Here is a 14,597-nt window from a genome sequence, read left to right as displayed (position 1 = left end):
CGGGGGGGGGGGTGGTCCACGTTTTTTTTGTTTTTGTTTTTGGGCCGCGGGGGGGCGCCTTTGCTGTGGGGGGGGCCCCGGGGGGGGGGTTACCGCGCCCCGGCCCCGGGCCCGGACTCGTTCTGCGCAGCCCCACGCCCACGCCAGGTCAGGGACCGGGCAAGGGTCCGGTCTCGAACCGGGGCCGGGCCGGCGATGACGGGGCGCGGGTCAGCCGAGGCAGCCGGGGACCGGGCTCGGGCTGTTGAGGCAGTTGTTCGGGGTGTTGGCCCCCACCCGGCTGAAGCGCAGGGTCACGGTGCCGCCGTTGTTGTAGACGCCGCCCGGGTTGGTGGCGTCGGCCGCGTTGTTGCTGATGTTGCTGGCGGTCACCGTGGAGGTGCCACCGGCGGCGGCGGGCACACCGTTGGCCAGGCCGGCGCCCGTCTGCGCGGTGTTGCGGACGATACTGCTGGTGCCGACCGTCAGCACTCCGATGCTGGCGATGCCGCCGCCCGCGGTGCCGGCGGTGTTCCCGCTGAACTGCGACGTTCCGACGGTCACCGCGCCGTCGCTGACGAGGCCCCCACCGTTCTGAGTGGCGCTGTTGCCGGTGAAGACGCTCTGACCGACGGTCACCTGCGAGCCGTTGAACACGCTGAGGCCACCGCCGAAGCCGGCGTGGTTGTTCCGGATCACGCTGCCGGTGAGGTTCAGGGTGCCCCCGCCGGTGACGACGACGCCGCCGCCGGCGCCGTTCGCGACCGGGCTGCCCGTGGCGTCACCGTTGGCGAGCGTGGCCGATCGCAGGGTCAGGGTGCCGCCGTTCACCGTGAGGATGCGGAACGTCCCCGCCGTCCGGACGAGGGTGGCGCTGTTGCCGTTGACGACGATCGGAGAGGTCACGGCGGGCAGTTCGGTGGTCAGCTGGTACCTGCAGCCACGCGCCAGGTTCAGGGTGTCACCGGCGGGTGTGCTGTTGGCCGCGTTGATGGCGGCCTGCAGGGCGGTCTCGCTGCACGCCACGGGCAATGTCGCGGCCGAGGCGACAGGGGCCACAGCCATCGGGACGAGTGTGGCGGCGGTGCCGATGCAGAGCACTCTGGCGGTCCGGACGAGAGACTTTCGTGTGAGCATGTCACTCCTTTGAAGGTGTCTGCCGCGCATGCTCAGCCACGAGGATTCGTCCTGCGGCGCGCGGGCAGATGGTCGACCGAGAAGTGCCCGAGGTGTCGTCCCATACAAACTGCGCACCGATTTGCACCCTATGGCCCTTCGCGGTGCCTCTCCCAGCCGAACTCGTGTGGCAGGAAGCCGCGCAGGATGCTGGAGCGCCCGGCCGACACGCTCTGCGGGCTCCGATCCGCACCCCTGCGCGCGACCGTCCGCTCCGAGCCCGAGACCCGAGCTCACTCACAGAAGGCGCAACCCTGTGGAAAGCGCTGTGCGGGCGTAGGCTGATCCTCATGGACGACACCGGCAGCGGCGAACACCGCAGCAGCAGCGAATCGAACGGCTGCCAGGACGACCGGCTTTCCTTCGACGTGTACTCCAAGCAGTGCCCCTCGCGCACCACCCTGGAGCACGTCACCGGCCGCTGGGGCAGCCTGACGCTCGGCGCGCTGTACGAGGGCAGCCTCCGGTTCAACGCGCTGCGGCGCCGGGTCGACGGGGTGAGCGAGAAGATGCTCTCCCAGACACTGCACGCGCTGGAGCGCGACGGGCTGGTGCACCGAGAGGCCCAGCCGACCAATCCGCCCCGCGTCGACTACGAGCTCACACCGCTGGGACGGCGGGTCGCCGAACAGCTGCTCGACCTCATCCAGCTGGTCGAGGGCCGGATGTCGGAGGTCCTGGCGGCGCGCGGCCGGTACGACGAGGCCCGCGCCGGCAGCTGACGAGACCCCTACGGTCGCGGCGGACGCTGGCAGCGGGGGCAGAAGTAGCTCGACCGGTTCATCCAGGCGCGGCGCCGCATCGGCGTACCGCAGCGGTGGCACGGCTCGTCCTCGCGCCCGTAGGCGTCGAGCGAGCGGTCGAAGTAGCCGGACTCGCCGTTCACGTTCACGTAGAGGCTGTCGAAGCTCGTGCCGCCCTGTGCCAGCGCCGCGTTCATCACGTCACGGACATGGCCGAGCAGCTCGGCCGATTTGGGGCGGGTCAGGGTCGCCGTCGGCCGGTCGTAGTGCAGCCTGGCGCGCCAGAGCGCCTCGTCCGCGTAGATGTTGCCGACACCGCTGATCAGCGACTGGTCGAGCAGAGCGCGCTTGACCGTCGTGCGGCGCAGCCGAAGCGCGGTGTGGAACGCGGCGTCGTCGAAGGCCGGGTCCAGCGGATCGCGGGCGATGTGCGCGATGGTGTCGGGCAGTCCCTCAGCGGTGTTCTCGTGGAGGGAGAGGCCGCCGAAGGTGCGCTGGTCGACGAAGCGCAGTTCGGTGCCGACGGTGTCGTCGAAGCAGATCCTGATCCGCAGATGCTTCTCGTCGGGTGCGCCCTCGGGCTGTACGAGGAGCTGGCCGCTCATGCCCAGGTGGCCGAGGAGCGAGGTGGCCGCGTCGTCGAGCGGCACCCACAGGTACTTGCCGCGGCGCATGGCCGTCCCGAGACGGACACCGCCGAGCCGGGCCGCGAAGTCCGCACCACCCGCGAGATGCCTGCGGACCGCACGGGGGTGCAGGACCTCGACCTCGCCGACCGTGCGCCCGGCGACCCAGCGTTCAAGACCTCGCCGGACGACTTCGACCTCGGGCAGCTCGGGCACGGTAGCGCTCCTGACGTGGGGGCCGAAGCGCCCGGAGGACGGTTCGGAAACGGGTCGGGACAGAGAGAACCCCCCGGTGCGCAGGGCGCCGGGGGGTTCTCGGGTTCAGGCAGGAGCAACGTCCGTGGACGCCGGGTCGGCAGGGGGGTCGGCGGCCCCTCCGTCGGCAGCGGACTTCTCCGCGGCCTCCCGTGCTTCCGCGGCTGCGCTGATCTCGCGCCAGGCGGACTCGGCCGCCTGCTGCTCCGCTTCCTTCTTGCTACGGCCGGTGCCGGTGCCGTACGAGACACCACCGACGCGAGCAGCAGCAGTAAAGGTCTTCTCGTGGTCCGGGCCGGTCTCCGTGACGAGGTACTCGGGGACTCCGAGGCTCTCGCTCGCGGTGAGCTCCTGGAGACTGGTCTTCCAGTCCAGGCCGGCACCGAGGTTCGAGGACCTGTCGATCAACGGGTCGAAGAGCCGGTGAACCAGCTCCGAGGCCACGTCAAGGCCCTGATCGAGATAGACGGCACCGATCACCGCTTCAAGGGTGTCGGCGAGGATGGACGCCTTGTCCCGGCCACCCGTGCCCTCTTCACCGCGGCCGAGCCGGATGAAGGAGCCGAGTTCGAGGCCGCGGCCCACTTCCGCAAGCGCACGCGAGTTGACCACCGCGGCCCGCAATTTGGCCAGCTGGCCTTCAGGCAGGTCGGGGTGTGTGCGGTACAGCGTGTCCGTGACCACCAGTCCGAGCACCGAATCGCCGAGGAATTCGAGCCGTTCGTTGGTGGGCAGACCGCCGTTCTCGTACGCGTACGAACGATGGGTCAGCGCACGCACCAGAAGGGCGGACTCGAGGTGGTACCCGAGCCGCCCTTCCAGAAGCGTGTGGGACGAGGCTGTGTTGACGTTGTCTGCCTGCTTCTTGGCGTGGGACAACTCAGACATCGGGCCTCTCACCAGCCGCTCAGACCTCGAGGACCTGGCGCTTGTTGTACGTGCCGCAGCTGGGGCACGCGATGTGCTGCAGCTTCGGCTCCTGGCAACGCTCGCACGAAACCAGGGTGGGGACCGCAGCCTTCCACTGCGACCGGCGGTGGCGCGTGTTGCTGCGCGACATCTTCCGCTTCGGAACAGCCACGGCTACTTCTCCTGCTTCTCGTCGACGCCGGGACCGGCGCCGCCCATGTTGTCCTTCTCGCCGTCCTGAACGGTCTCGGCGAGTCCTTGCAATGCCGCCCATCGAGCGTCGACGACATCGTGGTGGTGGCCCGGATTCTCGTCCAGCCTGATTCCGCATTCGGAACACAGGCCGGCACAGGTCTCCGTGCACACCGGCTGCATCGGCAGTGCGAGCACCACCGCATCACGCAGCACCGACTCGAGGTCGAACAAGCCGTCCTCGAGGAAGAACCTGTCCTCGTCGTCCTCGGCGTCGTCGACCGGGTCCGCGGTCTTGCTGCGGTTCCGGTCATCGGCGTCAGGGTACGAGAACATTTCCTGGAAGTCCGCCTCCACCTGAAGGCTCAGCGGCTCCAGACACCTTACGCACTCCCCCTCGGCGGATGCACGGGCGGTGCCTGTGACAAGCACACCTTCCATGACCGATTCGAGGCGGACGTCCAGCTCCACCGGCGCACCTTCCGGTACACCGATGACCCCGTCGATACCGAGATCCTTGGGGGCGTCCGCCGAGCGGGTCAGCCGCTTGAGGGCACCCGGACGCCGACCCAGCTCGTGCGTATCGAACACGAGAGGGTTGCGGTGGTCGAGGTGGCCGTTCAGGGCTTTTCCTGCTTTCGAATCATGCGCATCACGCGTGGTGGGGGTGGGCCGACCGGTTCGGAGTCGAAGCGGGCAGCCGGGATCGCGGACATACGCGCGACCGAAGAGCCAGGATACTGGACACACCGCCCAGCTCCCAATCCGGCCCTGATCCTGGACCGGGACCGGACCCCCGGAAGCGCTCAGCGCTCCTGTTCGTAGCGCCGGAGCTGTTCCAGGTCGATCATGCTGGTGTCGAAGAGACTGGTCTCGTCCAGTGCGCCCTCGCCGTGCTGCTGGAGGGGCTGCTGCGGGGCCTGTACCGGCTGCTGCCAGGCGTCGTAGCCCGGCGCCGGCATGGGGACCTGGACCTGGTTCGGGTCGTAGCCCTGCTGCTGGTACCCCGCGTACGGGTCGGGCTGCTGCTGATAGCCGGCGTACGGGTCGGACTGCTGGGCCTGGCCCTGGTACGCGTCGTGCGGCTGCTCCTGGTACGCGTACGTCTGCGCATACTGCGGCTCCGGCTGCGCCTGGTACTGCGGCTCGGCGTGCTGCTGGGGCACCGGAAGCGGTTCCGGGGTGGCGATCTCGGCCAGACCGGCCCAGTGGTCCTCGTCACTGGTGTGGCCCTGGGCTCCCGCGGCGTCCTGCGCGGCGATGTGCGCACCGAGGTCGTCGGTGGCGACCCGGCCGTGCAGCTTCTGCCGGCCCCGGCCGACGGCCTCCAGGGTCTTGGCGAGCACCGCCTCGAACGCGCCGAGCTTGGTGTCCACGTACTCGTCGGCCCGGCGCTGGAGCGTGGCCGGGTCGGCACTGCGCTCGGGGGCCTCGGCGAAGTCCGGGTCCTCGTAGCCCTGCTCGTCGAAGCCCTGGCCGCGGCCGAGGAGCTTCTCTCGGCCCCGGTCGACCGAGCCGATCGTCTTGGTGAGGACGACCTCGAAGTTGGCGAGCTTGCTGTCGACGTACTCGTCGGCCTCGGCGCGGACCTCCTCGGCGTCCTTGCGGGCCTCACCGAGGATCCGGTCGGCCTCGGCCTGGGACTGCCGGGCGATCTCCGTGCCGGAAATGAGCGAACCGCGCTCGGCATGGGCGCTCTCGATGATCCGGCCGGCCTCCTGGCGGGCCTGCTCGACGAGTTGCTCGTGGCCGCCGATGACCTGCGCGGCCTGGGCGAGCGAGCCGGGCAGGGCCTCGCGCACCTCGTCCAGCATCGAGAGCAGTTCGGCGCGGTTGACCACGCAGGACGCCGACATGGGCATGGACCGGGCGTTCCCGACCGCTTCGACGATCTCGTCGAGCTTCTTCTGCACGTCCACCGTGTGCTCGCCACTCTCTACTGCCGATTGGAGACGGACGGGACGACTGTACGGCCAGTCGGCGCCCGCCCGACACCTGGAGGGCTCTGCATGGGGCCGGGCCGGGCTCGCATGCGCCGGCGCCGCTCCCCGACCGACCCGGCCCCGGGGAAAGCCCTGGTGACGGACCGTCAGTGACTCACTGCTGAGCGAGACGCTCGGTCAGTGCCTCGTGGACCAGCGGAGGCAGCAGGTGCGAGACGTCTCCGCCCCAGGTCGCCACCTCCTTGACCAGGGAGGACGACAGGAAGCTGTAGGTCGGGTTGGTCGGCACGAAGAGCGTCTCGACGCCCGAGAGCCCGTTGTTCATCTGGGCCATCTGGAGTTCGTAGTCGAAGTCGCTGACGGCCCGCAGGCCCTTCACGATCGCCGGGATGTCGCGCTGCTTGCAGAAATCGACCAGCAGCCCGTGGAAGGCCTCGACCTGGACGTTGCCGAAGTCCGCGGTGACCTGGCGGATCAGATCGATCCGCTCGTCGACCGTGAACAGGCCCTTCTTGGACTGGTTGATCATCACCGCGACATGTACGACGTCGTACAGCTTCGAGGCGCGGCCGATGATGTCGAGATGTCCGTTGGTGATGGGGTCGAACGACCCCGGGCATACGGCGCGGCGCAACTTGATTCCCTCGCTCTCCGGTCCGGTCATCGTGCGTCTTCGCACGTAGCGGCGGCGCGACCGTACCAAAGCGTTCCCTCGCCGTAGCGACGGGCCCGCAATGGCTCGAATCCCTTGGGCCAGCTGAATTCTCCGCCTCTGGTGCTGCGTTCTACCGTGACGAGCGCATCGCCCGTGAGCCACCCCTGGGCACGGAGTGTGAGCAGGATCTCGCCAAGATCGTCGTCGGTGACGGCGTAGGGAGGATCGAGGAAGACCACGTCGTAGGGATCGGCGGGCGCCGGTCCTGTCACGATCTGTTCCGCTTTGCCGGCGCGGACCTCGGCGCCGGGCAGGCCCAGGGTGCGGACGTTGTCCCGGACGGTGCGGACGGCCTTGGCGTCGGCCTCGACGAGCAGGGCGTGGACCGCTCCGCGGGAGAGCGCTTCGAGGCCGACGGCTCCCGAGCCCGCGTAGAGGTCGGCGATCCGGATGCCGTCGAGGGTGCCGAGCAGTGCCTGCCAGGTGGAGAACAGGCCCTCGCGCGCCCGGTCCGAGGTGGGGCGGGTGCCGGTGCCGGGCGGGACGGCCAGGCGGCGTCCGCCGGCCACCCCTGCGATCACGCGGGTCATGGGTGTCTGGTCCTCGGGTCGGGGGCGGCGCGCAGGGTGCTGCGGGCGCCGTGCCACCCACGATATGGCGTCGGGGCGGGCGGGGCTCCCGCGGGCGCCCGCCCTCCCCTCGCACGTCACCCCTTGTCGAGGTACTCCTCACGGTCCTTGTCGAGCAGGGCGTCGAGCGCGATCCGCAGTTCGGGCAGGTGCTCCAGGTCCGGGTCGGCGGCCACGACCGTGACGGCCTCCTGGCGGGCGGCGGCGATGACCTCCTCGTCGTCGATGACGCTCAGGACCCGGAGCGAGGAGCGGACCCCGGACTGGGCCTGTCCGAGGACGTCGCCCTCGCGCCGCTGTTCGAGGTCGATCCGGGAGAGCTCGAAGCCGTCGAGGGTGGCGGCGACCGCGGAGAGACGGGCTCGGGCGGGGCTCGCCTCGTGGGCCTCGCTGACCAGCAGGCAGAGCCCGGGAGCGGATCCGCGGCCGACGCGGCCGCGCAGCTGGTGAAGCTGGGAGACGCCGAACCGGTCCGCGTCCATGATCACCATCGCGGTGGCGTTGGGGACGTTGACGCCGACCTCGATGACGGTGGTGGCCACCAGGACGTCCACCTGGCCCGCGGCGAAGCGGCGCATCACGTCGTCCTTGTCGTCGGGGTGCATCCTGCCGTGCAGCACCTCGATGCGCAGCCCTGTCAGCGGGCCCTTGGCCAGTTGCCCGGCGATCTCCAGGACGGCGAGCGGCGGGCGTTTGTCCCCCTCCGTCTCGGCCTTCTCCTCGGCGGCCTTCTTCTTCCCCTTCTTCTTGGCGGCGTCGTCCTCGTCGTCGTCGCCGATGCGGGGGCAGACCACGTAGGCCTGGTGGCCGTTCTCCACTTCTTCGCGCACCCGTTCCCAGGCCCTGCTGAGGAAGTGGGGTTTGTCCTTGGCCGGGACGACATGGCTGGCGATCGGCGAGCGCCCGGCCGGCAGCTGGTCCAGGACGGAGGTCTCCAGGTCGCCGAAGACGGTCATGGCGACCGTCCGGGGAATGGGGGTGGCGGTCATGACGAGCAGGTGCGGCGGCTGCTTGCCCTTGGAGCGCAGGGCGTCGCGCTGTTCCACCCCGAAGCGGTGCTGCTCGTCGACCACGACCAGTCCCAGGTCGTGGAACTGCACCTTGTCCTCGATCAGGGCGTGCGTCCCGATGACGATCCCGGCCTCGCCGGTGACCAGGTCGAGCAGGGCCTGCCGGCGGGCGGCCATGCCCATCGAGCCGGTGAGCAGCACCACCTTCGTGCCCTGGTCGGAGCCGCCCAGCATGCCGCCCTCGGCCAGTTCCCCCATCATCTCGGTGACCGACCGGTGGTGCTGCTGCGCGAGGACCTCCGTGGGCGCGAGCATGGCGGCCTGTCCGCCGGCGTCGACGGTGCCCAGCATGGCGCGCAGGGCGACCATCGTCTTTCCCGAACCGACCTCCCCCTGGAGCAGCCGGTGCATGGGGTGCTCGGTGGCCAGCTCGTCGAAGATCTCCTTGGAGACCTTGAGCTGGCCGTCGGTGAGGGTGAACGGCAGCTTGGCGTCGAAGGCGTCGAGGAGTCCGCCGGGGACCGGCTTGCGGGCGACGGCGGGCAGCTGGGTGTCCGCGTATCTGCGGCGGGCCAGGGCGACCTGGAGGACGAAGGCCTCGTCCCATTTCAGCCGGTCCCTGGCGGCGGCGACGTCGGCCTTGGTCTGCGGCCGGTGGATCTTCACCAGTGCCTCGGGCAGCGGGGTGAAGCCGCGGCCCTCGCGCAGCGTGGCCGGGAGCGGGTCCACCGCCTCCTGGGCGCTGGGCAGCACGGCGTCGACCGCCTTGGCGATGCGCCAGGAGTCGAGCTGTTTGCAGGCGGGGTAGATCGGCAGCAGCTTGCCGGCGAACGCGTCGACGGCCTCGGTCGCCCCGGCCTCGTCGGCGGACTCGGCGTCCAGCAGCTGGTACGTGGGATGGGCCAGCTGCATCTTGCGGTTGAAGACGGACACCTTGCCGGCGAACATGGCCCGCCGGCCCGGGAGCAGCTCCTTGTGCGGCTTGTGGACGCCGTGTCCGAAGAAGACCAGCTGGAGCCGGCCGTGCCCGTCGGTGAGGGTCACTTCGAGGCGTTTGCCGCGGCCGCCGTTGAACGTCATCACGCGGGCGTCGTCGACCTGGGCGACGACCGTCACGTGCTCGTCGAGCGGGAGGTCGGTCAGCGCCGTGAGCCGGCCGCGCTCCTCGTACCGCCGCGGGTAGTGATGCAGGAGATCACCGACCGTGTGCAGGTCGAGGTGCTCGGCCATCACCTTCGCGGTGGCGCCACCGAGCAGCTTCTTGAGGGGTTCGTCGAACGCAGACACGCGATCCATTGCACACCACACCACTGACAGTTGTCCGCCGGGCACCACGGGACCGCTCGAAACTCCTGGTCAGAATGGTGCCCGCAACTCTAGGATCGGCTCCCACGCCTCTCGTTCGCGATCACCCGTCGAGGGATCGCCCGACCCGCGCTGTCGCCCCCCACCGGCGCTGCGACGATGACATCTGAGACCTCAGCGAATTCCGCTTCCACCGAATCCGACGCCGTCCAGGAGCCGCACACCTTCCAGGTGGATCTGCGCGGACTGGTCGACCTCCTCTCCCATCACCTCTACTCCTCTCCCCGGGTCTACCTGCGCGAACTGCTGCAGAACGCCGTGGACGCCATCACGGCCCGACGGGCCGGACAGCCGGACGCGCCCGCTCTCGTGCGGCTGTACGCCGAGGACGGCCGGCTGCGCGTCGAGGACAGCGGCATCGGGCTGACCGAGACCGATGTGCACAGCCTGCTCGCCACGATCGGCCGCAGCTCCAAGCGGGACGGGGCGGAGGGTCTCGCCTCGGCGCGCCGGGAGTTCCTCGGCCAGTTCGGCATCGGGCTGCTGGCCTGCTTCGTCGTCGCGGCGGAGATCCGGGTGGTGAGCCGTTCCGCGCGGACGCCCGACGCGCCGCCGGTGGAGTGGTGTGCCCGTGACGACGGTTCGTACACCGTCCGTACGCTTCCCGGCAGTGCGCGTCCCGAGCCGGGCACCACCGTTCATCTGACGGCCCGGCCGGGCAGCGCGGAGTGGCTGTCCGAGGAGCGGGTGCTCGCACTGGCCCGGGACTTCGGCTCGCTGCTGCCCTTCGACGTACGGGTCGGCGACGCGGCCGTCACCGAGCTGCCGGCGCCGTGGGACCGCGCGTACGCGAGCCCGGCGGGGCGGCGGGTGGCGCTGGCGCGCCACTGCCACGAGCAGTTCGGCTTCACGCCGCTCGACACGATCGATCTCGATCTGCCGATCGCCGGGATCCGCGGGGTGGCCCATGTCCTGCCGTCCGCCGTCAGTCCGGCGCAGCGCGCGGGCCACCGGGTCCATCTGAAGGGAATGCTGCTGACGGACCGGGCGGACGAGCTGCTGCCCGAGTGGGCGTTCTTCGTGCGGTGCGTCATCGACACGGACAGTCTGCGGCCCACCGCCTCGCGGGAGGCGCTGTACGCGGACGAGACCCTGGCGGCGGTACGGGACGCGCTGGGCGAGCGGATCAGGGACTGGCTCACGGGGCTGGCCGCCGGCGATCCGGAGCGGCTGGCGGAGTTCCTGTCGGTGCACCACCTCGGTGTGAAGTCGCTCGCCCGGCACGACAGCGCCATGCTGCGCACGATGCTGCCGTGGCTGCCGTTCGAGACGACGGACGGACGGCTGTCGCTGGAGGAGTTCGCCCGGCGTCATCCGGTGGTGCACTTCACCCGGACCGTGGAGGAGTTCCGGCAGGTCGCGCCGATCGCCTCCGCGCAGGGCATCGGCGTGGTCAACGGCGGCTACACGTACGACACCGAGCTGGTCGAGCGGCTGCCTTCCGCCAGGCCCGGGACGGTGGTCGCGGAGCTGGACGCGGACACGGTCACCGCACACCTGGACTCCGTCGACCCGCAGGAGGAGCTGGCGCTCGGCGCGTTCCTCACGGCGGCGCGCGCCCGGCTGGATCCGCTGGGCTGCGACGTGGCGTTGCGCGCCTTCCATCCGCTGACGGTGCCGGCGCTGCACCTGGACGACCGTTCGGCCCGCCACGAGCAGGCGCGCGCCGAGGCCGAGGAGCAGGCGGACGATCTCTGGGCGGGCATTCTGGGCTCGCTGCGCGGCAGCGCGCCCCGGGCCCGGCTCGTACTGAACCATCTCAATCCGCTGATCCGCCGGATCAGTTCGCTGGACAGCCCGGAGCTGGCGGTGACCGCGACGGAGGCGCTGTACGGGCAGGCGCTGCTGATGGCGCAGCGGCCGCTGCGGCCGGCCGACTCGGCGCTGGTGAACCGGGCGTTCCTCGGCCTGCTGGAGTGGGCCACGCATCCCGCCGCCCCGGGGCACTCCCCCGCGAACCCTGAGGAGGACGGCCGATGAGCGCCGATGTCACGACGATCCGCCAGGCGCTGCGGGACAACCAGGAGGAGCCGGAGGGGCCCGCGCGCAACGCCCGGGCGGAGCGGCTGCTGGCCGATGCGGAGCAGAGCGGGGACGCGGCGCTGCTGGTCGAAGCCCTCGTCCATCAGCTGCAGGTCTACAACTACAGCTCCGAGAAGGACAAGATGTTCGTCCCGTTCGCACGGCTGCTGAAGCTGTGGGACGAACGGCCGGGCGACTTCGACCCGTTCATGACCCACCATCTCTTCTGGATGTTCAAGTGGGTCTCCAGCTCCATGGTCGACCAGCCGCACATCCCGCTCGCCGCCATCGAGAAGTGGCAGGGCGAGATGGAGCACCGCTACCGGCTCGCCGGGCATTCCGAGCGGGCGGTGCGCCAGGGCGAGCTGGAGATCGCCCGGCATCTGGGCGATCTGGAGCGGGCCGGGCGGGCGTACACCGCCTGGCAGGCGGCGGACCGGGACCGGATGGCCAACTGCCACGCCTGCGAGCTGCACGAGCAGGGCAGCTGGCAGGCGCTGCGGGGGCTGGACGAGGAGGCGCTGGCGGCCTGGGCGCCGGTGCTGGAGGGTGAGCACGTCTGCGCGCACGAGCCGCACGCGGTGCTGGCCGCCTCCCTTCTTCCGCTCCTGCGGACGGGCCGGGCGGAGCAGGCCCGCGCGCATCACCTGCGCGGGTACCGGATGGTGCGGCCGATGGAGAGCATGCGGTACTCGGTCGCGCTGCACGTCGAGTTCTGTGCGCTGACGGGCAACGAGCCGCGCGCGCTGGAGATCCTGGCGGACCGGCCCGCGTACTTCACCGACCGCGGGAATCCCGGGAGCCTGATGGACTTCCTGGCCGTCACCGCCGTGCTGATGGACCGGCTGACCGGACTGGGGCACGGCGCGCAGTCCGTACCGGGCCCTGCCGGTACGGACTGGACCGCCGCGTCGCTGGCCGTCGAGGCCAGGGACCGGGCACTGGCCCTGGCGGCCCGTTTCGACGCCCGCAACGGCAACGGCTACGTCGGCGAGCAGGTGCGGGAACGTCTGGCACGCCGTCCGTTGCTGGACCGGCTGCCTCTGGGCGTACGGGCGGTCCGGCTCGCGGCTCCGTCCGCTCCGCCGGTCTCCGCGGTGGCGCCCGCCGCGGCGGAACCCGCGCCGGACCTGGCCGGGCTGCTGGCCGAGGCGCACCGGCTCTCGGACGCCCGGCATCCGGATGCCGGGTCCGCCTGGCGGGCGGTCGCGGAGCGGGCCGGGCAGCCCGGTGAGGCCGGCGCCCTGACGGCCCGCGACCGGGCGAACGTGGAGGACCACCGTGCGATGGACGGCTCGCTGCCTCCCGCCGAGGCGGCCGATGCCTTCCGGACGGCCGCCCGGCTGTACGGGGAGGCCGGTGACCGGGGCGAGGCCGTCGCGGCGGAGGCCAGGGGTGTCTTCCTCCGCTCGATGCAGGACGGCGCCGTCGACGAGGCGGCGGCGGAGATCGTCGGGCTCGTGGAGCGGGCTCTGGCCCTGCACGCGGAGGGCGTCGCCACGGGCCGGCAGGCGAGCGGCGTGCTGGTCTGCCGGGCCCGGGTCCTCCAGCAGCGGCTGTTCCGGGCCGTGGACGAGGAGTCCGGGGACGCGGCGGCCGCCGCCCTGGAGCAGGCTGCCCGCGAGGTGCTCGCCTTCGCCGAACCCCTGCCCGGGCGGGAGAGGGTGGCCACCCGCATCTCCGAGGCGCTGGGCTTCCTCGCGGACCTCGCGGCGCACCGGGGCGACGGTCCGGCGGCGGTTGATCTGTACACACGGGCGGCCGCCGAGCTGACCGAGGCGGAACTGCCGTGGTACGCGGTCGAGTACGAGGCCGGGGCTGCCCGGATCGCGGCGCAGCTCGACGACCACGGGACGGCGGAGCGGGCCGCGCGGGCGGCCCTGGAGCACGGAGCCGGGTCGTTGTCCGGCGCGGGGCGGAGCCGGCTGCATCTGATCCTCGCCGAAGCGCTCGGCGCGACGGGCCGGTTCGACGAGGCGGCGGAGCAGGCCCTCGACGCGGCGCACTGGGCGGACGAGGCGGGCGAGAGCGCCACGGTGGGGGTCCACGCCCGGCATCAGCTCGGCGGCTGGCTGCTCCGGCTGGGCCGGGCGGCGGAGGCCGCGGCCGTGCTGGAGGCCGTGCTTCCCGATGTCTCGGCCGAGGACCACGGGGAGGGCATGGTGGTCCAGACGCTGTGGTGGCTCGGCGACGGGCTGTCCACACTGGGTGAGCCACGGGCGGCGGCGGAACACTGGCTGCGGGCGGCGGAGATCGCGAGCGGCTGGCCGGAGCAGCATGACCACGCGATGCTCGCCCAGCTCGCCGGACAGGCGCTGTACCGGGCGGACATGAATCCGGAGGCCGAGCAGGCGTACGAGCGCGCCGGGGAGCTGTGGCGGGCGCTGGGCGACGTTCCCGCACTGGTCCGGACGTTGCGGGTGCGTGCCTGGATCGCGGTCCGTGAGGGACGGCCGGGGCTCGTCACGGCGCGGGCGTTCATGGCCGAGGCGGAACGGGAGTGCGAGAACGCGCGGCTCCGGGCCGATCTGGCGGACACGTACCGCCAGACCGCCGAACTGCTCGCCCACGCGTGCGAGGGCGAGCCGGCCGAGGCCGCGGACGATCCGGCGCGGCTGGCGTACGAGGAGGCGCTCGGCTACGCGGGCCGGGCCTCGGCGGCCTTCGCCGCCGCCGGCGAAGGCCATCTGGACCAGCGCACGGCCGCCGACCTGATGGCCGCCTGGCTGGAGGCGGACCTGGGCCGCACGGAAGCGGCGCTGGGCCGGACCGCCGAGGTCCTCGCGGCGTACGAGGGGGTGCCTGCGGGCACGGACGAGACGGCGGACGCGCGGCGGTCGGAGGTGGAGTCGCTACGGGGTTACGTGGCGGGGGCGTAGGCCGCCTCCGCCTCGGCGGCCGCTCCCGCCCCCGCCATGGCTGGGCGGCCCCGGGCGCTGTGCCTTCGCCTGGCCCGGGCGGCCCAGGCCGCGTCCGCCCTCGACTCGACCGCTCGGCACCCGCCCCCGCGCGTAACGCCCAGCGCGGTCCGGCCGTGGCAGACGCGGAGGCGTAGCGCCCAGCGCGGTCAGCCCGTGGCGGACTCGGAGGCGT

Annotated in this window: 12 protein-coding genes; 3 read left to right on the top strand and 9 right to left on the bottom strand. The window is 71.7% G+C overall.

The features are described from left to right. Positions 1-210 precede the first annotated feature (210 nt). Complete coding sequence (locus tag ACIQMX_RS29680; protein ID WP_402482639.1) at positions 211-1,116, bottom strand: hypothetical protein; 906 nt, start codon at positions 1,114-1,116, stop codon at positions 211-213. Between the two features lie 329 nt (positions 1,117-1,445). On the opposite strand from ACIQMX_RS29680, the gene ACIQMX_RS29675 reads away from it, so the two are divergent. Continuing rightward, a complete protein-coding gene (locus ACIQMX_RS29675) occupies positions 1,446-1,877 on the top strand; it encodes a winged helix-turn-helix transcriptional regulator (protein ID WP_402482636.1) in 432 nt (143 codons plus the stop codon). Positions 1,878-1,885: 8 nt separating this feature from the next. On the opposite strand, the gene mutM is transcribed toward ACIQMX_RS29675, so the two are convergent. The 8 genes from mutM to recG form a co-directional block, all read right to left on the bottom strand. Further along, complete coding sequence (gene mutM, locus ACIQMX_RS29670) at positions 1,886-2,740, bottom strand: bifunctional DNA-formamidopyrimidine glycosylase/DNA-(apurinic or apyrimidinic site) lyase (RefSeq protein WP_363067666.1); 855 nt, start codon at positions 2,738-2,740, stop codon at positions 1,886-1,888. Positions 2,741-2,845: 105 nt separating this feature from the next. Further along, positions 2,846-3,667, bottom strand: a complete 822-nt coding sequence (rnc, locus tag ACIQMX_RS29665; protein ID WP_363067668.1) for a ribonuclease III — start codon at positions 3,665-3,667, stop codon at positions 2,846-2,848. A 19-nt stretch (positions 3,668-3,686) separates the two neighbouring features. Next, on the bottom strand, positions 3,687-3,860 hold the full coding sequence (rpmF, locus tag ACIQMX_RS29660; RefSeq protein WP_003965982.1) for a 50S ribosomal protein L32: 174 nt from the start codon (positions 3,858-3,860) through the stop codon (positions 3,687-3,689). A gap of 2 nt (positions 3,861-3,862) precedes the next feature. Then, positions 3,863-4,471 (bottom strand): DUF177 domain-containing protein, encoded by a 609-nt coding sequence (locus ACIQMX_RS29655; protein WP_148022209.1) that lies wholly within the window; start codon positions 4,469-4,471, stop codon positions 3,863-3,865. Positions 4,472-4,686: 215 nt separating this feature from the next. Further along, positions 4,687-5,799 (bottom strand): cell division initiation protein, encoded by a 1,113-nt coding sequence (locus ACIQMX_RS29650; RefSeq protein ID WP_402482632.1) that lies wholly within the window; start codon positions 5,797-5,799, stop codon positions 4,687-4,689. Between the two features lie 178 nt (positions 5,800-5,977). After that, a complete protein-coding gene (coaD, locus tag ACIQMX_RS29645; protein ID WP_363067990.1) occupies positions 5,978-6,457 on the bottom strand; it encodes a pantetheine-phosphate adenylyltransferase in 480 nt (159 codons plus the stop codon). A 26-nt stretch (positions 6,458-6,483) separates the two neighbouring features. Continuing rightward, positions 6,484-7,068, bottom strand: a complete 585-nt coding sequence (gene rsmD, locus ACIQMX_RS29640; protein ID WP_326657639.1) for a 16S rRNA (guanine(966)-N(2))-methyltransferase RsmD — start codon at positions 7,066-7,068, stop codon at positions 6,484-6,486. 116 nt (positions 7,069-7,184) lie between these two features. Continuing rightward, on the bottom strand, positions 7,185-9,413 hold the full coding sequence (gene recG / locus ACIQMX_RS29635) for an ATP-dependent DNA helicase RecG (protein ID WP_402482627.1): 2,229 nt from the start codon (positions 9,411-9,413) through the stop codon (positions 7,185-7,187). A gap of 168 nt (positions 9,414-9,581) precedes the next feature. On the opposite strand from recG, the gene ACIQMX_RS29630 reads away from it, so the two are divergent. Beyond that, positions 9,582-11,462: an HSP90 family protein gene (locus tag ACIQMX_RS29630; protein WP_402482624.1), complete on the top strand. Its 1,881-nt coding sequence runs from the start codon at positions 9,582-9,584 to the stop codon at positions 11,460-11,462. Continuing rightward, the gene (locus ACIQMX_RS29625; protein ID WP_402482621.1) at positions 11,459-14,383 is read left to right on the top strand and encodes a tetratricopeptide repeat protein; all 2,925 of its coding nucleotides are present in this window, start codon (positions 11,459-11,461) and stop codon (positions 14,381-14,383) included. The genes ACIQMX_RS29630 and ACIQMX_RS29625 overlap by 4 nt, the downstream gene beginning before the upstream one ends. The last annotated feature ends 214 nt before the right edge of the window (positions 14,384-14,597 follow it).

It is taken from the genome of Streptomyces sp. NPDC091416 (genome assembly GCF_044756845.1).
Taxonomy (GTDB): Bacteria; Actinomycetota; Actinomycetes; order Streptomycetales; family Streptomycetaceae; genus Streptomyces.
This window is presented reverse-complemented; position numbering and strand designations above follow the sequence as displayed.